The sequence below is a fragment of the Caulobacter sp. NIBR1757 genome (assembly GCF_027912495.1).
Lineage (GTDB): Bacteria > Pseudomonadota > Alphaproteobacteria > Caulobacterales > Caulobacteraceae > Caulobacter.
In genome coordinates this window covers 414,539-432,870 of the sequence record NZ_CP115463.1, presented here as the reverse complement: position 1 = coordinate 432,870, position 18,332 = coordinate 414,539, and the positions used below count along the sequence as shown (strand labels likewise).

The 18,332-nt window shown below is 62.2% G+C and carries 18 protein-coding genes and 1 tRNA gene; 11 read left to right on the top strand and 8 right to left on the bottom strand.

Annotated elements, in window-relative coordinates; genetic code table 11:
* The first annotated feature begins 112 nt into the window (after positions 1–112).
* Positions 113–1,531, top strand: a complete 1,419-nt coding sequence (locus O5I81_RS02155; RefSeq protein WP_271067297.1) for a short-chain fatty acyl-CoA regulator family protein — start codon at positions 113–115, stop codon at positions 1,529–1,531.
* Between the two features lie 76 nt (positions 1,532–1,607).
* Here O5I81_RS02155 and O5I81_RS02150 read toward each other — a convergent pair whose 3' ends face one another.
* Positions 1,608–2,576, bottom strand: a complete 969-nt coding sequence (locus tag O5I81_RS02150; RefSeq protein WP_271067296.1) for a DUF2971 domain-containing protein — start codon at positions 2,574–2,576, stop codon at positions 1,608–1,610.
* Positions 2,577–2,986: 410 nt separating this feature from the next.
* On the opposite strand from O5I81_RS02150, the gene O5I81_RS02145 reads away from it, so the two are divergent.
* From O5I81_RS02145 to O5I81_RS02105, 9 genes are all read left to right on the top strand, one after another.
* Entirely contained in the window at positions 2,987–3,286 is a 300-nt protein-coding gene (locus O5I81_RS02145) for a hypothetical protein (protein ID WP_271067295.1), read from the top strand.
* Positions 3,287–3,403: 117 nt separating this feature from the next.
* Positions 3,404–4,543, top strand: coding sequence for a tyrosine-type recombinase/integrase (locus O5I81_RS02140; RefSeq protein ID WP_271067294.1), 1,140 nt, complete (start codon positions 3,404–3,406; stop codon positions 4,541–4,543).
* Positions 4,544–4,958: 415 nt separating this feature from the next.
* The gene (locus tag O5I81_RS02135; RefSeq protein WP_271067293.1) at positions 4,959–7,268 is read left to right on the top strand and encodes a bifunctional DNA primase/polymerase; all 2,310 of its coding nucleotides are present in this window, start codon (positions 4,959–4,961) and stop codon (positions 7,266–7,268) included.
* Between the two features lie 487 nt (positions 7,269–7,755).
* Positions 7,756–8,082: a hypothetical protein gene (locus O5I81_RS02130; protein WP_271067292.1), complete on the top strand. Its 327-nt coding sequence runs from the start codon at positions 7,756–7,758 to the stop codon at positions 8,080–8,082.
* The gene (locus O5I81_RS02125; protein ID WP_271067291.1) at positions 8,079–9,434 is read left to right on the top strand and encodes a phage terminase large subunit; all 1,356 of its coding nucleotides are present in this window, start codon (positions 8,079–8,081) and stop codon (positions 9,432–9,434) included. Before O5I81_RS02130 ends, O5I81_RS02125 begins: the two co-directional genes overlap by 4 nt.
* Before the next feature lie 95 nt (positions 9,435–9,529).
* The gene (locus tag O5I81_RS02120) at positions 9,530–9,793 is read left to right on the top strand and encodes a hypothetical protein (protein WP_271067290.1); all 264 of its coding nucleotides are present in this window, start codon (positions 9,530–9,532) and stop codon (positions 9,791–9,793) included.
* Positions 9,794–10,030: 237 nt separating this feature from the next.
* The gene (locus O5I81_RS02115; RefSeq protein WP_271067289.1) at positions 10,031–10,726 is read left to right on the top strand and encodes a hypothetical protein; all 696 of its coding nucleotides are present in this window, start codon (positions 10,031–10,033) and stop codon (positions 10,724–10,726) included.
* A 2-nt stretch (positions 10,727–10,728) separates the two neighbouring features.
* Positions 10,729–11,001, top strand: a complete 273-nt coding sequence (locus O5I81_RS02110; protein ID WP_271067288.1) for a hypothetical protein — start codon at positions 10,729–10,731, stop codon at positions 10,999–11,001.
* A 2-nt stretch (positions 11,002–11,003) separates the two neighbouring features.
* Positions 11,004–11,270, top strand: a complete 267-nt coding sequence (locus tag O5I81_RS02105; RefSeq protein WP_271067287.1) for a hypothetical protein — start codon at positions 11,004–11,006, stop codon at positions 11,268–11,270.
* Between the two features lie 5 nt (positions 11,271–11,275).
* On the opposite strand, the gene O5I81_RS02100 is transcribed toward O5I81_RS02105, so the two are convergent.
* On the bottom strand, positions 11,276–11,806 hold the full coding sequence (locus O5I81_RS02100) for a hypothetical protein (protein WP_271067286.1): 531 nt from the start codon (positions 11,804–11,806) through the stop codon (positions 11,276–11,278).
* A gap of 84 nt (positions 11,807–11,890) precedes the next feature.
* Here O5I81_RS02100 and O5I81_RS02095 point away from each other — a divergent pair, with 84 nt between their 5' ends.
* The gene (locus O5I81_RS02095; RefSeq protein ID WP_271067285.1) at positions 11,891–12,100 is read left to right on the top strand and encodes a helix-turn-helix transcriptional regulator; all 210 of its coding nucleotides are present in this window, start codon (positions 11,891–11,893) and stop codon (positions 12,098–12,100) included.
* A gap of 62 nt (positions 12,101–12,162) precedes the next feature.
* Here O5I81_RS02095 and O5I81_RS02090 read toward each other — a convergent pair whose 3' ends face one another.
* The 6 genes from O5I81_RS02090 to O5I81_RS02065 all read right to left on the bottom strand — a co-directional run bounded on the left by O5I81_RS02090 (position 12,163) and on the right by O5I81_RS02065 (position 18,297).
* The gene (locus O5I81_RS02090) at positions 12,163–12,639 is read right to left on the bottom strand and encodes a hypothetical protein (protein ID WP_271067284.1); all 477 of its coding nucleotides are present in this window, start codon (positions 12,637–12,639) and stop codon (positions 12,163–12,165) included.
* A 56-nt stretch (positions 12,640–12,695) separates the two neighbouring features.
* Positions 12,696–13,946 (bottom strand): hypothetical protein, encoded by a 1,251-nt coding sequence (locus O5I81_RS02085; RefSeq protein ID WP_271067283.1) that lies wholly within the window; start codon positions 13,944–13,946, stop codon positions 12,696–12,698.
* Between the two features lie 59 nt (positions 13,947–14,005).
* On the bottom strand, positions 14,006–15,451 hold the full coding sequence (locus O5I81_RS02080; RefSeq protein ID WP_271067282.1) for an AAA family ATPase: 1,446 nt from the start codon (positions 15,449–15,451) through the stop codon (positions 14,006–14,008).
* Complete coding sequence (dcm, locus tag O5I81_RS02075) at positions 15,360–16,733, bottom strand: DNA (cytosine-5-)-methyltransferase (protein ID WP_271067281.1); 1,374 nt, start codon at positions 16,731–16,733, stop codon at positions 15,360–15,362. Before dcm ends, O5I81_RS02080 begins: the two co-directional genes overlap by 92 nt.
* Positions 16,734–17,108: 375 nt before the next feature.
* Positions 17,109–17,185, bottom strand: a tRNA-Arg gene (locus O5I81_RS02070).
* 89 nt (positions 17,186–17,274) lie between these two features.
* Positions 17,275–18,297, bottom strand: a complete 1,023-nt coding sequence (locus tag O5I81_RS02065) for a P1 family peptidase (protein WP_271067280.1) — start codon at positions 18,295–18,297, stop codon at positions 17,275–17,277.
* Positions 18,298–18,332 lie beyond the last annotated feature (35 nt).

Below are 18,332 nucleotides of genomic sequence, written 5' to 3'. Positions count from 1 at the left end.
CTCGTTGGACGCGACCTAACGACAGGCCCGGCCACGAGGCGAACCTATTGAAGATCATTTGTCGTAAATTGACATTGTCGAGCTTGTCACTTTGTGACAACGTGACAGTGCGATGTCAGACAAGAAGCTCTTCCTCGGCGGCCGCCTCAAGCGCCTGCGCCGCGACCTCGGCGTCACCCAGGCCGCCATGGCCGAGCAGCTGAAGGTCTCGCCCAGCTATCTCAACCTGCTGGAACGCAACCAGCGGCCGGTCACCGCCCAGGTCCTGCTGCGGCTGGCCGATGCCTATGACCTCGACCTGCGCACCCTCTCCTCCGACGAGGACGGCGTTGGCGCCGGCCTCGACGAGGTGCTGGCCGACCGCCTGTTCGCCGACCTGGCCATCAACCGCCATGAGACCGCCGAGGTGGCCGAGCTGTCGCCCAGCCTGGCCGAGGCCTTCGTGCGCCTCTACCGGGCCTATCTCGACCGCGGCAACCTGATCGACCTCTCCGCCTTCGAGGGCCGCGACGACCTGCCGGCCGCGCCGCACACCACCCCGACCGACTGGGTCCGCGACCTGGTCAGCGCCCAGCGCAATCACTTCGCCGACCTCGAGATCCTGGCCGAGGACCTGCTCAAGACCATCGGCGCCGACCAGCGCGACCTCGCCCCTTCGGTGCGCGAACGCCTGCTCGGCGAGTTCGGGGTCAAGACCCGGGTCATGCCGGTCGAGGTGATGAGCGGGGCCCTGCGCCGCTACGACCAGCACCGCAAGCAGCTGCTGATCGCCGAGACCCTGGCCCCCGCCAGCCGCACCTTCGCCATGGCCTACCAGCTGGGCCTGCTGGCCAGCGGCGAGGCGATCAGCGCCATCGCCGACCGCTTCTCGCCGCCCGACCGCGCCACCCGGCAGCAGCTGAAGGTCTTCCTCGGCAACTATGTAGCCGGGGCCATGATGATGCCCTACGGCAAGTTCCTCGCCGCCCTGGAGGAGACCGGCTACGACATCGAGCGGGTCCGCTCCCGTTTCGGGGTCAGCTTCGAACAGGCCGCCCAGCGAATGACCACGCTTGCTCGCCAGGGCGCGCGCGGCATCCCCTTCTTCATGCTCAGGGTCGATGCGGCCGGCAACATCTCCAAACGCTACGCCAGCGGCCCCTTCCCCTTCTCGAGGTTCGGCGGAACCTGCCCGCGCTGGAACGTCCACGACAGCTTCAAGACCCCGGGCCGCATCGTCACCCAGGTCATCGAGACCCCCGACGGCGAACGCTACTTCACCCTTTCGCGCACCGTCCGCCGCGTCGCCGGCCTGCTCGGCGGGCTGGAGGACGAACTGGCCATCGGCCTGGGCTGCGAACTCAAGCACGCCGCCAAACTGACCTACACCCGAGGCCTCGACATGGCCGCCCCGGCCGTCGTCGAAGTCGGCCCCGCCTGCCGGATCTGCGAGCGGCGGCAGTGCCCACAGAGGGCGGCGGCGCCGATCAACCGGACGCCGCTGGTCGAGGAGACGGTGAAGAGCGTGTCTTCGTTTCCGTTTTCGGGGTGAGCCTGCGCTCTGCGCCGCTGGCAAAGCAGGCAACTGAAATAGTCGCCCCGCAGCACTCCAGAGCAAAATCGACCGCTCAAAGAAGGCGGGGAGTAGCCTCGAGCCGAAATTTGTCGGTGGCTAACCTCATCTGTGAGACTGGGATTCGCCTCTGGCGGCAGACAGCCAGCACGCCGTCCCGGTCTTCATCGCTGATGCGCGCACCCAAGTACACCGCTTTGGGACTTCCAATGTAATAGTTCATCTCTTCAGCAATAACCCCACCAGCAAAAACCAACCTCCACTCTTGCTCATAAGCCCACTCCGGAGCCTTGTACAACGCCTGAAGTATTGGGTACAGATTGTTGAAGCTCTCGAGGTCCTTCATTGCTGCGGTATGATAAGGGGTCGAATCGAACAATTTTTCACTATATATGACCGGAAATAGCATTCGACGTGCCATATCGTGAAGATCGTCCGTCGCATACTCTACGCAAAAGCCTCGATGGTTGTTAGCATAGTGACTCCACATCAAGATCGGCTCCTTCGTGGCGCAAAAGGAACATATTTTTAGGCTATCCTTAATTTTAGAAACCGTTTGACTTAGGTATGGAGCGCTAACGGCGATATAAGACTGCTCAATGGCCTCGATCATCTCGGGAATTCTGGTGTGGTCGATCTTGGGGTCCGAGCTGAGGAGCCTATGTGCGATTTCTCGCAGGGGATTGTCGGCCGATAAAGCTTCGCTGAGAAGATCGGAACCAATCCGCGCTGCGATTTCATCAAACGGGATAGGCGCGTGCGGGTCTTTCAGGCTGGCTTTCATCAGGTCGGATGGAGACAAAGCCGCAGCGCAATCAAACGGGTCGTTGTAGTTGGACGGAGAATTCAACCAGACAGTATCATCCGAGAGATTGGCGAGAGCGTAGTCCGTCACCGCCCGGAACTTGAATATCGATGTCGGTTGTTTTGCATGTTTCAGAATGAAGGCCTGCTCAATATTGAGGTGGCGGCCATCTGTTGGGCTAAAACACTCGACAAATTGGTCGATCCAGCTGTTCGGCATCCCAACGCTCTTTCATTGCTTCGCTTCGCAAGATGCTTGATCTGGCCCACACTTGCGGCAAGGTCAGATTTCGGAACAGCCCAGAAGCTGTTCCGTCTTAGCCTGCAGACGCCTGCGGATTCTTGAAGAAAAATGGCGCGCCCGGAACGATTCGAACGTCCGACCCTCAGATTCGTAGCTGGGTGTTGCGCGGTTGACCAAGGGGCCGTCCTCGGTGATTTGCGTTTCCGAACAAGCGTTTAGGTTAATCCACGGTCAACCTAGGGCGATGGCGGGCAATGCCCTTACGGTACCTAGACCGGTACTTTTTCGAATGGATGACGTCGTGGCCACGTCAGCCTGACGTCAGACTTTACGTATTGACCGACGTCGCCCTTAATGTCATTCCTCCTAGATCGAAGGAGACCAGAATGGCTTACAAAAATCCCCGCGATGTCGACTCGCCCCGCGACCGTTGGAAGCTGATCGACGTCCTGTACGAGAGCGGCGACGGAGGCGACTCTCTGGCCATCGGTGAGTGGGACAAGGGCCGCGTGCTCGCGGCCAGATGGAACGGCAGCGAGGCTCATGACGGTGTGGGCAACCCGCAGTCTCGAGGGCTCGCGACCTGGTTCATCCTTCCAGAGTGGATGAACGAAGGCATCCTGAAGAGTAAGGAAATTCCGACCGCGAAGGTCAATCTCGCCAAGGCGCTACTCGACGTGGATTGATTGGCGATCCTGGGCGGTCACAGCCGATTAGTGGCGTACGATCAGCCACTTACCCGACATCTTAAGCACCGTGAGGCGCTCCCAAGCGCGCTCACGGTGCTAGTCGGGAGAGACATTATGGCCGTGGTCAACCTTACGGAGGCGCGAATTCGCGACCTCCCTGCTGGATCAGGGATATGGCGCGATGAGCAGGTGAAAGGCCTGATGGTCGTTTGCCACAAGACGACCAAGACTTATGCGGTTCAAGGCGACGTCCGGCGCAACGGTCGGCACATCCGCACCGTTCGGGTGAAGATCGACCGTTGTGATCGCATCGGCCTGCGCGACGCCCGAGGCCGGGCGAAAGCCCTGATGAGCCAAATTCAGTCAGGCGTTGATCCGAGCGCCGGCCCGGACGAAACCGGCATTACGCTCAAACAAGCGCTGGATGCCCATCTGTCGGAAAAGACGTTCAGCCCGGCGACGTCGGAGAGCTACCGCTACCACGTCGACAAATACCTCGTGCGCTTCCGGAGCCGGGCCGTGACCGATATCTCCCGAGCGGAGGTGCGGGAAATCTATGACCAACTGAAGAAGCAGCGGGGCCAGACGACCGCGTCATGCGCCATGAGAACGCTACGCGCAGTGATCAATACCGCGATGCGGATGGACGAGACGATCAGCGGAAACCCGGTCGCGGCTCTGCGGGTGCCCACTTCGAACCGCAGGCAGGTACAGGCTCTGGACCTTACGTCTTGGTGGGCGGAAATGAAGAGACTGGGGCCTATCCGCCGGGACCTACATCTGGCCATGCTGCTGACAGGCGCTCGCCGCTCGTCAATCCTCCAGGTGAAGCGCTCCGACGTTGATTTGGCGAAAGGGATCATCACCTTCCGGCACATGAAGACCGGTGGGCAGATGATGTTCCCCATCGGGCCGAAGCTGGCCGCTGTCCTTGAGGCTCGTCTCGCTGCCGATGAGCCTCTGGGCAGCCCCTGGCTGTGGCCGTCAGCGACTAGCAAGTGCGGGCGCATTGTGGAGCCCAAGGAGCAACGCAAGGACCTGCCCAGCCCCCACGAATACCGCCACCACGCTCGAACGCTGTTCATCGGCAGCGGCGCGCCCTATGCCGAAAGCGCTCTGCTCCTCGGCCAGAGGCTTCCAGGGGCCTCTGGCGGCTACGTCCACGCTGAACACTTGGTCGAGCACTTGAGGCCGCACGCCCGCGCGCTGGAAGATCTCGTGTTCGCCGCGGCTGAGACGGCGAATGAGAAGTAAGGGGTTTACGCGGCGCGTTTTTGTGATCTCACGATGATTGCGTTCCGAGGGAGGCTCCAACGAGCAACGGGCGCAGCCGGGGCCTTCGGGCCTCGGCCTCCTCACTCAGACAGACCCAGACAGCGTCTTAACGAGCCTGCGTCCGCGCGGGATTGAGGAGCCATGCCCAAATGACGGCCGAAATGATCGATGAAGTTAAGTTGACCGTGCGCGAAGCGGTTTCGGAGGCCTTCCACGGCCAGCAACAAAGCCCTTGGCGGGACAGCCGGAAGGCCGCGGAATACATTGGGTGCACGCCCGGAACGTTGAAGACTTGGCGGGCCAGAGGCGAGGGCCCCCGGTATCACGTGATCAATGAAAAGCTCGTCCGGTATCACGTCGAAGACCTCGACGGGTTTGTGCGGGGAGTGGCCCGATGAGCGATTTCAATCAGGAGGATGGGCGCGCCGGCGGGATTGGGAACACCGGCGCGCCCGAGGGCAACAGGCACTCGGATAGCGGAGAGCACGCTCCCATCTATGCGTCATCGTCAGGGCCCCGCGGGCCTGCGTTCAGGCCCGACATGCTTGAGGCCTATCAGGCCGGTGGGTACGAGCTCATCCCCCTCCACTCCCCCGACGCGGTCGACAGGCGGGGCAGGGCCATCGGCAAGGCGCCCGTCGGGCGCGGCTGGCGGTCGGCCCCCCGCCTCTCCGTCGAGGAGGCCCGCGCCCACATGGCCTCGGGCGGCAACGTCGGGGTGAGGCTGCGGGAGACCGACCTGGTGGTCGACGTCGACCCCAGGAACTTCGCCCCCGGTGACGACCCGGTCGCCCGCCTGGCGAGGGACCTGGGCATCGACCTGACCGGCTACCCCACCGTGGTGACTGGCGGCGGCGGCCTGCACATCTACATGCGGAAGCCCGAGGACGCGGTCCTGCGGGACACCCTGGAGGCCTACCAGGGCATCGAGTTCAAGGCGCTGGGCAGGCAGGTCGTCGCGGCCGGCTCGGTCCACCCCTCCGCCGAGAAGCCCTACGTGTGGGACGACGACCCCCTCGCCGTGCCGCTCGCCTCCGCCCCTATGGCCCCGGCAAGCCTCATCGAGCTCGCCAGGCGCCCCGAGCGGATCGTGGCTGCGGACGCCGGGGCCAGGACTCCGGAGGAACTGGCGACCATGCTGGGCGGCCTGGATGCTACCCAGTTCCGGGAGCACAGCGACTGGCTCCAACTCATGATGGCGAGCCACCACGCCACCGCCGGCGAGGGCCGGGACGAGTGGATCGAGTGGTCGACCAGCGACCCCGAGTACGCCCAGGACGCGTGGATCATCGGAAGCCGGTGGGACAGCCTGCACGCGGACACGGCGGGCAAGCGGATCACGGAGAAGACGCTCTTCAAGGCGCTGGTGACGGCGGGCCGGTCCGATCTGCTGCCCAGGACGACGGCTGAGGAAGATTTCCCAGACGACCTGTCGGAGACTGATAAGCCGGGGCCCGTCTCGCCGCTCAAGAAGTTCCGCGACGAGTATGTGTGGATCGTGGACGCTGAGTCCTTCATCCGCCGTTCGGACAAGCGCAAATTCAGCGCGCAGCAGTTTAAGTCGTTCAACGCTCACCTCTGGCCGGAGGGAGAGCTCCTGAACGCCGTCTGGAAGGACAAACTGCCGATCCGGAAGCTGGAGTCCCTGACCTACGAGCCGGGGGCCGGTGAGTTCGTGACCGGCCTTGGTGGTGCTCCGCTCTACAACCTGTGGCGCGATGCCAGCGTCAAGCCCAAGCCCGGCGATGTCGGCGTCTTCCTCGAACACATGGCGTACATGTTCCCGAACGAAGTCGAACGGAGCTACGTCCTCGACTACCTCGCCATCTTGGTCCAGCGGCCTGCCGATAAAATTCACTTCGCCCTGCTGATCAGGGGGCGGCAAGGGACCGGGAAAAGCTGGATCGGCACCTTAGTGTCTAGGCTGATCGGCGAGCCCAACATCTCCCGGCCCAGCAATGCGGTGGTCCAAGAGAAGTACACGGAATGGCAGGAAGGCGCGCAGTTAGCCGTCATTGAAGAGCTTACGGCGCTCGGCCGTCAGGAGCTGTCGAACCGGCTCAAGCCCGTAATCACGGACGAGTACCTGTGCATCCGACCGATGTACGGTAAGGCCTACAACCTGCCGAACCGCCTCAACCTGCTCTGCTTTACGAACAATGCCGACGCCCTGCCGATCGAGCCCGGGGACCGACGTTGGCTGGTAGTCTTCTCGGAGGCGCAGCCCGCGAGCGAGGACTATTACGAACGCCTGTTCCAATTCCTCGATGGGAATGGGCCTGCTGCGGTCGCTCACTGGCTCGGGCAAAGGGTCATCTCGCTGAACCCGAAGGGCGTCGCCCCGAAGACGACCGGCAAAGACGAGATGCGTCGGCTGAACCTCAGCGAAGTCGAACAGTACCTGGACGAGATGCTGCGCGAGCGCCTGCCGCCGTTCGACTTCGACCTCGTCAGGCTGGAGGACGTCGAAGCGGCGATCCCTGACCGTGTCGCGCGACAGGCAAAAAACTTGCGGGGCTTGGTGACGACGTGGCTGAAGGAAGAAGTCCAAGCCTTGCGGCACCCTCGCTATACGAAGCAGGACGCCTCTGGCCGGCCGTCGTCCACCCTGTGGTCGATCTCCAACCACGATCACTGGACGGGCCTCGGCGCAGCGTCTCGCGCCGACGCCTACATGGCGAACTGCGTGAAGGAGCTGACCTAGGCTGAGGGTAGACCGGAGGTAGACAGGTGGGCCCGTCTACCTCCGCGTCCTTGCACGTCATGGCTTTCCTGATCGGTAGACAAGGGAGACAGGTCCTCTTTGCTATCGAGAGAGAAGATCTCGAATGTCCGTTGTCCGGGTGCGGGTGGGACTGGGCGTGAGGTTGCAAGAGCCTCCTTCGGGCCTGTCTACCGCGTCCCCTGTCTACCCGTCGCGATCGCTCTCACCACGAACGACGGCCCTCAAAGGCGCAGAACCCGCGGCACAAAACGCGTGCACGCAGCCGCGCGCAAAGGCCCTCAGATATTGAATTGATGGGTCGGCGCGCCGGAAAGCCAAGGAGCGCAAGGACTTGTCCCCCGACCATCCCCCCAAACACCGCGGCGAGAACCGTGACGGCCCCCCGGCGGACGCTCGGACGGACCGGCGGAAGTACCTTCTGCCAGAGGCCCACGTTGACCAGATTCTGGCGGCCTGCCGTCGAGGCGTGTCCGAAACCCAGATCGCCCGCGCCCTTGGCGTAAACTACCGCACCTGGATGCGTGTGAGGGCCGAGGATGACCGTATCGCCTCCGCCTTGGCGGAGACTCGCAAGGTCGAGGAGGAGGAACTGGTTTCCATCCTCATGGACAAGGCCCGCGGCGGAGACACAACCGCGCTGATCTTCGCACTCAAGGGCCGCCACGGCTACCGTGACCAGGGCAACCCGCAAGGGACCGGCGACCCCAAGGTGAATGTCACGATCAACCTGCCGGCCGCCCAGCCGACCATTGAGGCCTACGTGCAGGGGCTCGACGTGGGGCCGGTCCGTTGAGCGAAGTCCTGGAGCCGACGCCGTACCAGTCCAAGGTGCTGAGCGTCCCGGAGAACATTGACCTGTTCTTGGGGGGCGGCCGAGGCGGCGGCAAGAGCCACTGCAAGGCCCTGTTGATCCTCCGGCACATCGAACAGCACCGCGAGCGGGCGCGGGTTCTCTACGTGCGCAGAACGTACAAGGGCCTCGCCGATTTCGAGCTGGTGCTGCGCCAGTTGTTTTCCACGGCCTACGGGTCGGCGGCTTCCTACAATGCCACCGAGCACGTGTTCAGGCTGCCCTATGGGTACGTTGAACTCGCCCAGGTCGATACCCCCGGAGCCTACGACAAGATCCAGGGACGGAGCTTCACGCTCATCATGGTCGATGAGCTCACCCAATGGGGTGACCCCTTCGTCGTGGACATGCTGAGGTCGAACCTTCGCGGGCCCAAAGATATGCCGCTCCGTACCGTCTATGCGGGCAACCCCGGCGGCGCAGGTCACCACTGGGTGGCATCCCGGTATGTCCTCCCCGCTCAAGCCTGGTCGCCATTCGACACGCTGGCTGGCGGCCGCTGCGTCCATGCTCCGAGCACTTACCTCGACAATCCCCATCTGGACTCGGAAGACTATCGCCGCCAGTTGCGCGCGGCTTGCGCTGGCGATGACGAGCTGTTTCGTGCTTGGACCGAGGGCGATTGGTCGGTTGCCCGCGGCGCTTTCTTTGCGGGCTGCCTCTCGCCGGAGCGTTGTGCCATCGAGCCTTGGTCGGCGGTGCCGTACGGTTGGCAGACCCACCTAGCCCACGACTTCGGCACGTCCTCGCCGTCAGCGACCTACCTCCTGGCACGCTCGCCAGGCGCCGTGGGTCCGGGTGGTATCTTCTATCCCAGAGGCTCCCTGGTCGCCTTCGACGAGCTGGCGACGGCGAGGCCGAACCGGCCCACCGAAGGCCTCGGATGGACCGTCCCGAGGCTGGCGGACGGCATCAAGGAGATGTGCGCCCGATGGAGCGTGCGGCCGGCTGGTGCGGCCGATGACTCGATCTTCGCGCGGGCCCGCGGACATGCCGCCGCGACCATCGCCGACGAGTTCTCGCGTTCCGGCGTGCACCTGACCCCGGCCGGGAAAGGCGCCCGAAAGGCGGGGTGGCAGAGGATGAGGACGCTGCTGTCGCAGGCTGGCAAGCCGGACCTGCCTGGGCTCTACCTGTCCCGCGCGTGTCGTTATGCTTGGGACACGCTCCCGACCCTTCCCCGCGACCCGCGGGACCCTGAGGACCTGGACAGCGATGCGCCGGACCATGCCGCAGATGCCCTGCGCTATGGGGTCATCTGGAGCAGGCCGGGGATGAACCAGCGAGACTTCTGATGCTGGCGAACCCGTGAAGTAATGATAGCCGCTCCCCTTGACGTGCTTAGAAGGGCTGTTGCCGGGGCTTCCGCCCCACATTGAAAGGGCAACAGATGGAAAAGCGTAAGCGCACGAAGAAGCACGCCGTGTCGGTCTCGCACGAGGACTACATGGCTATGAACCGCAGCGTGGTCGGCCTGCAGCCGCAGGAGGTGGAGGCCGGGGCTGTCTTGCACGCTGCCCTGCGGATGGCTCACTCGGTGTTCGGTGGGCACCGCGTTTTGGATGTGGTGGCGCAGTCCCTCCCCCGTCAGTACGTGATCAACTGGTCGAGGAAATTCCTCTCCTCGTGCAGCGAGGAACGCCGCGCGGCGTAGCGGCTGAGGCTCGGGGTCGGCGATGGCCGATCCCGAGCAATGGTCTTCGTGACCGTCGCCTTGCTGCAAAACAGACAGATGCGGCGCGTCACTTGGACGGGCCACCGCGCTGGCGGGGACGATCTGCGGCTGACGCCGCGTCGGTGCCGATCCTCAGGCTGCGCGTGATGCAAAGCTGGCAGAGGAACAGGCATGGTAACAAGAAAAGCGACCCTCGGAACTCGGTGGGCGTCCGTGATGGACGTCGCTGAGAGCCTCCGACAGGCTCGAAATAACCGGCAGACGCAACGGCGCCTGCTCGATGAACTTGAGGGGAAGGTCGAACGGCGCCGCGCGGACATCCGCAGTTCGCTGGCCGACCTCCCCGCTTCTCAGCAATCTTCCCTCGTGAGCCGCGCGGCCTCCGGGTTTCTCGGAGAACTCCGCCGTGGGACCGCTGACACCCGGGTGAATCACGTGCGGAAGGGAAGCCTGTTCGCCGCCAACGCGGCGGCGGTTCCGGCACACTACCGCTCCCCCACCCAGATGCTCGCCCGCTACAGCCTCGGATCGGAGCGCCGGAGCCGCGTCCTTCAGCAGATATCCGCTTCTGGGCCCGCGGAGCTCGAAGCCTTGGCTGACCTCGCCGCCGCCACACGGGACATGGAACTGGCTGCGGCCTTGTGTTCGCGCATCTACGAGCTGCCGTCGGAAAAGCGGTCCTTCTCTCCGCAGGAACTGGCCGACGTCTTGCTCGGCGAGGAATTCCGAACCGTCACGCGGTCCCTGATGGAGATCGAACGGCTTGCCGAAGAGGCGCTGGCCGATGACAGCGCCTTCGAGACCGGTCGCAAGAACGAGCACCGCGCCCTCAACATCGCAATGATGAGAAGGGCCGAAGAAGCGATCGGAACGGCCCTGGAGCAACCTGAAATCACGCAACCGGAGAACTGACCATGACAACCTTCGTCTTCTTCGCCGACCAAGGGCACAAGCGACGAGCCGATGGCCGCAACGTCGCGGTCGCCCAGGGCGCCAATGTCGCCGTTGCCCGAGCTGCCGCTGAAGCGCTGATCGGTCAGCCCGGAGCCTTCGCAGACTTCGCGGCCGTGGATATCAGCGCGACCGTGCCGCCCTTCGTCATTGAAGGCCATTTCCCCGTTGGCGCCAGGACGCAAACGGTTTGGCCTCTCCTCACGCGCGGCGGCGACCGCCTTCTCGGGGAGTGACGGTGGACGTCTATTTGACCTGGCGGGGTCGGCACGCGGCGACCCGCCAGGCGTTAGCCGGGATGGAGATCACGACGCCGCTCGAACTGTTCGTCCTGATGGGGGGTGACCCGGACCAGTTCACCGCCGAGATTGAAAAGGAGGCCATGGCCGACCTTCGGGCTCACGGTTACAGGCCGGAGAACGTAGCAGTCAGGTTCTACGGTCCGTTGGAGTGCCGGTGGCTACGCCACGACCATTGGCCGGAAGACGACCAATGGCCGACCTAATCAATCTAGCGTTCAGCAGCGGCCGCTCTGACCTGAGCAAGGGTCGTTTCGATGATGCGTGCCTTTGCGGCGGCCTCGTTCGCTGCCGTCGTATGGATCACGAAACGACCTGCGAACGGATCATCAGCTAGCGACCTGCACCGGTCGGCCCAATAGTCCATCATGGTCACCACAGACGCTTCAAGCTCGGCCAACGTCTCCGTCCCATCTGAACCATGCTGACTCAGGTAGTTTTGGCGTTCGCGTTCCTCGCGGATCGCAGCCGCCACGAGTGTCTCGGCCGTAGCGACATCCACGCCCTCTCTTACGGCTTGTGCGATTATCGGGTTGAGCAGCTTGTCTTGGAGCTCGTCCGGCGAACTGACGCCCATCCGATAGCCAAAACGCTCGCAGGACTTCATCGAGGTGACCACACGGGCGACCAGGGCAAACTGTTCGCCTTGCGCGAGGTAGTCCGGGTCAGCCGCCGACGGCCCTGTAGCCCAAACCAACGCGGCCGAAGCCGTCAGGACCGATAGGCCCCTCGAAAGTCTCATAGCTTCCCCCGTGCGATCCAGTGGCACCGAAATCGGGCTTATAGTCCCTAGACGCTACAGTGTCGCGACTGGCCCATCCTGCAAATGGATTGGGGAAAAATTGTCGGAGCGAACGTTCGCCGTCTGCGGAAGGAGCGAGGGCTCACGCAAGAGCAGCTCGCCATGGAAACCGCCGTCGACCTGACCTACTTGGGTGGCATCGAGCGCGGTCGGCGGAATCCCTCGATTGCCGTTCTCGGGCGGTTGGCGACCGCGCTGGGCGTCCACCCGGCCACCCTCCTGATAACCGACTAGGGTTCGATTCCGGCTCGTCCGTCCGAGGCGCTGGTCAGGTACCACTGCCAACTCTTCGTGCTCTATCCGGCAAGAACAGAATTGATATCCACTTCGGCCTCGACCAGGCGCTTTGTTGCCGCTTCAATCACGTCGACTGGGAAATCACCTCGATGACGGAGAACCACTGCCTCGCCCGTTAGCTCGGGCATGCCCAGCTCGATCAGGGTATCGAAACCCTCCGTTTTCTTGGTGCTCAGCGCCCAGTTGGTAAGAGTAGCCTTGATGCCCTTGTCTCTGACCATGCGGCGCGTGTAGCCAAGTTTTATCGTTTTGCCGGCGGCGGCGGACTTGATCTGTTCAAACGCCTGGATAGAGCTCCAGAAGTCATGCTCTAGCGTCCCCGGCATTTCTCCAGGCACGAGTGAGACAAGCCGCCGGAATGCGGCCGAGGTTATCTCTGGTTGCCCCTGTGCCTCAGCGTTGTTGATCAAACGCTTTAGGTCCGAGGGGCTTTCTGATTTCGCGATGAAGGCCAAAATTTTCTCGTGATCCGCCATACGATTGTAGCCTCCTCGGTGAAAACGTTGATCCAGGTGCGGGGGCCCGAGTTGAGTCAGGCCGTTTCGGCGAAAGCTTCCACAACTGGCTGGTCCAGCAGGCCGAACAATGACTCGCCAAACTTGATCTCTTCCGCGTCAAGTGATGCGTTGGCCAAATCAAACCCGTAGGAATATACGCTTACCCGATCAATTACCCCGAGCAGCTTTATACCTGATACCTGACCGCGCTTCGATTGGTGAACGAGAACTACACTTCTGCAGCGATAGACAGCCGCATAAGTGACGGCTTGATTTATGTCCGGTCGATCGGGTTTTTCTTTGTACTTTACCTCGGCGATAACGACTTCATTAGTCCGCTTATCCACAATAACGATGTCTGGCTGAGCCGGCGGATCCTGTTTCGTATCGTATAGGGGCCGCTTGCCCTCCTTGTTGCCATCCCGCACAGCTATATGACTTGCTGATCGCGCATCCAATCGCCGACGCAGATAGTCTTCGAAGACCGCCTCGAAATCTATGATGAAAGTATCGGTCAGAAGCTCAGAGCCGATTTCGTCGAGAGATACGGTTTTTCCAGAGAGTATCATAAGCGCAATCTCTAGAGCACGGTAGTAATATGATAGCCGGCCCGGCAGGTTTTTACCCCTTACGATCGAGACTACGGCAGAGTAATCTCTAGCGGAGTATGGCTTTATCTGATCTGGAAATTCCAAATATCTTTCGTTTGCCTTCGTAATAACGTCTCTGCTTCCCGCACTCCTCTGGAGACCACGAAGCCCGTACTCGATAGCGGATTTGAGAACACGGTTCGGGCTGGTATCGGAAGTTTGCTCAAATCGTTGCGCCTGAACCTTGTGGCGGATTCCTTTCGCCCAGCACCGCTGGACAGTTTTGGCTACCTGAATCCGTCCGCGAGGGTGCGAGACCAGATCTGAATGACTCAAGTACTCTTTTTGAAGACCTGCCACGCGGACTTCTTCAAGAGAGTCGGCAAGGTTGCTCATTAGAAACTCGAATACACTAGGGGACTTCGCCCCATCAGCATCGTACAGTCGATCAGCATTGGGCAGCTTTCCCAAAGATGCCCTCGCCCCGTCCAGTATCTGAGCGATGTTCTTTACGGGCAGTTTTGGCTTCACTTCCACAGAGAGCCAAGGCGTGATCGGGATCAGGCCAACGTACTTGCCCGCGGTTAGAAGTACGCGCCCTTTTCGGAACTGAACAAAGACAAGCCCCTTGGCCTCCACATGAGGGTACAGTTCTAGACGTCCATCTCGGATCAACGCGCTTAGCGGCAGGTCCAATGAGCCTCGCGACTCCACCGAGAGAACCTTCCGCGGCTCCGTAATGGCGCTCGCCACAGTCAAGCAGCCTCAGGCTCGCCGGGCGGCTCCTCCGCGACATCCGCAGACTCCTCAGCCGCCGCAGATGAAGCCAAGCACACCTCCCAAAGATCCCTAACTTCCTGCAATCCCTCGGCATCAAAGCGGAACTTCTTTCGAGCCATGAACTGAATCTGGGTCTCCCAGAGTCGAGCAAGGGACTCCCTGTTCGAGACGGATCGAAAAAAGGCGTGGCCGACGTTTAGATGGCTTTGCAACGCGGCGAAAAACTCAACAGCGGCACCCCGGACTTCGTTGGGCGCACCATTGGCGGCCAAAAACTCAGCCACCTTCTCAATGCTCGGTTCCAATCCGATCTTGGCCCAGCGTCTGTCCATCGCATCGTCGATTTCATCGACGGAACGGTCGTCCGGATTCATGGTCGCTAGGAAATAGAGATTTGCTGGAATTTCGGCTTTCCGGCCTGAGGGCAGATAGAATTCTACACCTCGGAGAGAGCCCTCCATATACGTCATCGTCTCCCCGAGAACACGGGCTGGATCGGTACGGCTGAATTCGTCCACAATGAGAACTGTCGGCTTCCCAGTCGTTCGAGCGACCTCCACCATCTCGAGAAGGTGTTTGTCGGCCAACCTGAAGCCTTCCTTAGGATCGGGAACGTAGCCCTCTACGAAGTCTTCGTATTGGTAAGAGGGATGGAACTGGACCTCTCGAATACGGTGATGGTCACCGTTGGTAAGCTTCTTGGCAATTTGCCTCGCATACCAAGATTTCCCAGTGCCAGGCACGCCGATGAGGAGCGCGCCGCCCATAGCGTCATCAACGATCGCCTGAACGACGCTCCGGTACACCGGGTCGTCATCCGAAAGCTCGGAAGCAAACGGGCCAGACTCGCCGCCGTTCTCTTGTTTTGGTTCGGGGTGAGCTTCACCACCTGATGCGCTTCGGGGAATAATATCGACGGCTTCGGCTCCAGTGACGACCTGAAAGAGCCGCTCGCGAATCTCCGGCAACAGCCGCCCAATTACAGCGCCGATGGCCGCGAACTCCTCAGCGGTGAGGAGCTGCACGACCTGGGATGAATAGTTGTTCAGCCCGACGATAGCTGCCTCTGACAGTGACCGCGCGTAGGTCTCTGGCGAGGCTTGCAGCAGTTCAGCTTTTTCAATCGTTCTCGGCAGCAGAAATAGGTTCGTCAGGGTAACCTTGTATCTTCCCGCCCCGAGCGATGTTTTCGCCTTACAGCTGCCAATAGCCCGTATTCCTTGGGTCCACGCAGTCGCTTGGCCCTTATTGTTGTCACTTCCGAGCCAAAGCCACACGGGCGATCCGGGCCTAAAATCGGTGGGGACCTGGCCGCATTCGAGGACAATGTTAGGCTCGTAATCTCCGCTTGGAGCGGCCGCTAGCTTCGCGGATTTTTCCGCGCTGCTGGGTCCTAGACGGACGAAGGCTGGGCTGATCAAGGTTGTCTCCGATGTCCGAGACCGGACCGTCCTTGCAACCCTTACTTACATTCAGCAGATTCTCCAGAGCCTTACGCATTGGTGGAAAGAGATTGCGGCCAACAACGTCAGCGCGGCGGAGAATGCCCACGGCAGCGTTGGGCGTCAGGAAGTACCGTTCATCTGGCACTTCTGGATCAAGCACATCGACAAACTGCGTCTCGATAATCTTTGCGGGGGCGGGGGACGCCCCGCCCTCTAAGATCTGGTCTTTCCAGGCGCAGCCACCGGTCTTCCAGCGATAAACAAAGTCACCCCTCAGCAATGATTGCTCAATGTCGGAGAAGCTGAACTCTGCAGTGTGCCTCGCCAAATCCGGAGCCAGCGTGACCGCTAAGGCACGAAGGCCATCCTTCGGGCTTTTGATGCGGTCGGTCATTCCGCGCATGATCCGTTCGGCGATCCATCGGACAACGGGGATAGCGACGGCGTTGCCCACAGCGCGATAGCGTTCAGAGTCCCACCCCCGAGCGGACGCCGTTGCTGTTGTACCAGGGACGCTCCAGTCTGCAGGAAAGCCCTGCAATCGCTCGCTTTCGGTGGCGGTGGGGCGTCGGACGCCGTCGGCGTAGGAGATGTAGGAACGGCTCCAGTCGTTGCCGGTGTGCCGTCCTGACGTGGCCGCGACGCAATAGGCGATTTTGGGGACTATGGCGCCGGTCGCCTTGTGTACGGTCGGAGTGACAAAGGCGGTTCGCTCAGTGCTAGGCTTTTCTCCCGCCACTTCCTCATAGAGTGCCGAAACGGCTTTGCCCGGATCATTTAGCCAAGCACATATAAATACCCGCGCCCGGGACTGAGGTGCGCCAAAGTACCTCGCGTTCATGACACGCCAGCTTACCGCGTAGCCCATCTGGGTGAGCTCCCGCAGGATGATCGCGAAATCTTGCCCTTTGTGAGAGTTTAGAAGTCCGACCACATTCTCAAGCAGTAATACGCGGGGCCTTTTTTCTGCAACCAGCTTAGCAAGCTGGAAGAACAGGCTTGTGTGGCTTCCGGTGAGGCCGTTACGGCCGTGATTTCCCCGGGCGAGGGACACATCTTGGCAAGGGAAGCCCGCAGTCCAGACATCAGTGTCGGGTATTTCGTCAGGCTTGAGCGTCCGGATGTCGTTTTGGATCATGGCTTTTGGCCAATGCTTCAGAAGCACGGCGCGGCAGAAAGCGTCGCTTTCACACTGGAAAACCACTTTGGCTCCGGCAAGCTCGAAGCCGCGGTCAAACCCGCCGATACCGGCAAACATCGACGCTACGCGAACACCTACGGCCGACCGATTGGTTGCCGATTCGTTCACACCAGAAGACGGGAGAGTGTTGGTACTGTCTCGGTACATGGTCGAACCCTGGTGGAGGCTAATAAAATTCGGAGGGATGCGAACGCGTCCCCTGCGCTCGCGCAACGACGCGAGTTCGGCTGTTGGAGAATGGCGGGTTTCGCACGAATTGGCAGCCCCTAAAAAGCAGCCCGGTTTAGCCTGTCCGGGTGTCGGAACCATTCTGTTATGGAAACCACGGCGCTACCGGATGAGGACGGCCAGTGCCTATTCGGTGCTCAGTGAGCAAGCTAGGCGGCGCTAGCACCGCCACATCTCACAAGTCCTTATTTTCTAAGAAGAAAATGGCGCGCCCGGAACGATTCGAACGTCCGACCCTCAGATTCGTAGTCTGATGCTCTATCCAGCTGAGCTACGGGCGCGCACTTCGCTGGGCCCGTCTAGGGGTCCAGCGAGGGCGCGGAACCTAGTCGCGGGAGATTGGAAAGGCAAGCGGGTCAGCGCGCTTTTTTCACAGGCCATTTTTCCAGGTCGGAATGTCGCTGCCGGGCCAACTGGTCGCTTCGTAGACTCCGCGGGCGATGGCCCGGCTGAGAACGTCTGCGGCCAGGGCGCCGATGCGGGCGACAGCCATCGGCGAGGGCTCGTCCAGGGGGCGCCGGGCGGTCGAGAGGGCGAAGACGATGTCGCCATCGAAGGGGGCGTGGGCGGGGCGGATGGCGCGGGCCAGGCCGTCCTGGGCCATGATGGCGACGCGTTTGGCGTCTGATGGCGACAGGGTCACGTTGGTGGCGATGACGGCGATGGTCGTGTTCTGGCGCAGGCCCGGGTTGGCTTTTGACAGGTTCCAGTGATCGGGCGCGGAGGACAGGCCGGCCGAGCCCAGGCCGCCGAACTCGCCGTCCAGTTCGAAGGGGGCCGCCCAGAAGGTGCGGTCGTCGCCGGCCGTGACCGAGCCGAAGGAATTGACCCCGGCGATGGCGCCGACAATCAGGCCGTCATCGGTGACGATGCTGGCGCTGCCCGTGCCGCCCTTCCAGCCGCCGGCCTTGGCGCCATAGGCGCAGCCGGCCGTGCCGAGCGCGATGTCGAGGCCCGCCGCCTGCACCGCCTCGATGCCGAGGCGGCGGTAGGGCGGCTCGAGGCCCCAGGCCTTGTCGCCGCCGTTGGCCATATCGAAGAGGATGGCGGCCGGGACGATGGGGGCGCGGGGGACCTGCGGGTTCTGCGAGACCGGATAGCCGCGGCCGTTGGCGCCCAGCCAGGCGGCCACCCCGTCGCCGGCGGCCAGGCCGTACATCGAGCCGCCGGAGAGGACGACGGCATCGACCATGGCCCCGATCAGGTTCTCCGGGGCCAGGGCGTCGGTCTCCCGCGTGCCGGGACCGCCGCCGCGCACATCGACGGCGCAGACGACGCGCTCGTCGGGCAGGATGACGGTGACGCCGGTGCGGGCCCGCTCGTCATGGGCCTGGCCGACCTTGAGGCCGGGCACGTCGGTCAGGCTGTTGCGGGGGCCGGGACGAGCGGGCATCGGAACTCCGGAAGCTGGAGCGGTTTAATCGCCCG

What these genes read in the sequence shown, in the direction of transcription:
- O5I81_RS02155 (WP_271067297.1), top strand. Translation starts at nt 113, where the DNA reads ATGTCAGACAAGAAGCTCTTCCTCGGCGGCCGCCTCAAGCGCCTGCGC.
- O5I81_RS02150 (WP_271067296.1), bottom strand. Translation starts at nt 2,576, where the DNA reads ATGCCGAACAGCTGGATCGACCAATTTGTCGAGTGTTTTAGCCCAACA.
- O5I81_RS02145 (WP_271067295.1), top strand. Translation starts at nt 2,987, where the DNA reads ATGGCTTACAAAAATCCCCGCGATGTCGACTCGCCCCGCGACCGTTGG.
- O5I81_RS02140 (WP_271067294.1), top strand. Translation starts at nt 3,404, where the DNA reads ATGGCCGTGGTCAACCTTACGGAGGCGCGAATTCGCGACCTCCCTGCT.
- O5I81_RS02135 (WP_271067293.1), top strand. Translation starts at nt 4,959, where the DNA reads ATGAGCGATTTCAATCAGGAGGATGGGCGCGCCGGCGGGATTGGGAAC.
- O5I81_RS02120 (WP_271067290.1), top strand. Translation starts at nt 9,530, where the DNA reads ATGGAAAAGCGTAAGCGCACGAAGAAGCACGCCGTGTCGGTCTCGCAC.
- O5I81_RS02115 (WP_271067289.1), top strand. Translation starts at nt 10,031, where the DNA reads ATGGACGTCGCTGAGAGCCTCCGACAGGCTCGAAATAACCGGCAGACG.
- O5I81_RS02110 (WP_271067288.1), top strand. Translation starts at nt 10,729, where the DNA reads ATGACAACCTTCGTCTTCTTCGCCGACCAAGGGCACAAGCGACGAGCC.
- O5I81_RS02100 (WP_271067286.1), bottom strand. Translation starts at nt 11,806, where the DNA reads ATGAGACTTTCGAGGGGCCTATCGGTCCTGACGGCTTCGGCCGCGTTG.
- O5I81_RS02095 (WP_271067285.1), top strand. Translation starts at nt 11,891, where the DNA reads ATGGATTGGGGAAAAATTGTCGGAGCGAACGTTCGCCGTCTGCGGAAG.
- O5I81_RS02090 (WP_271067284.1), bottom strand. Translation starts at nt 12,639, where the DNA reads ATGGCGGATCACGAGAAAATTTTGGCCTTCATCGCGAAATCAGAAAGC.
- dcm (WP_271067281.1), bottom strand. Translation starts at nt 16,733, where the DNA reads ATGTTTGCCGGTATCGGCGGGTTTGACCGCGGCTTCGAGCTTGCCGGA.
- O5I81_RS02065 (WP_271067280.1), bottom strand. Translation starts at nt 18,297, where the DNA reads ATGCCCGCTCGTCCCGGCCCCCGCAACAGCCTGACCGACGTGCCCGGC.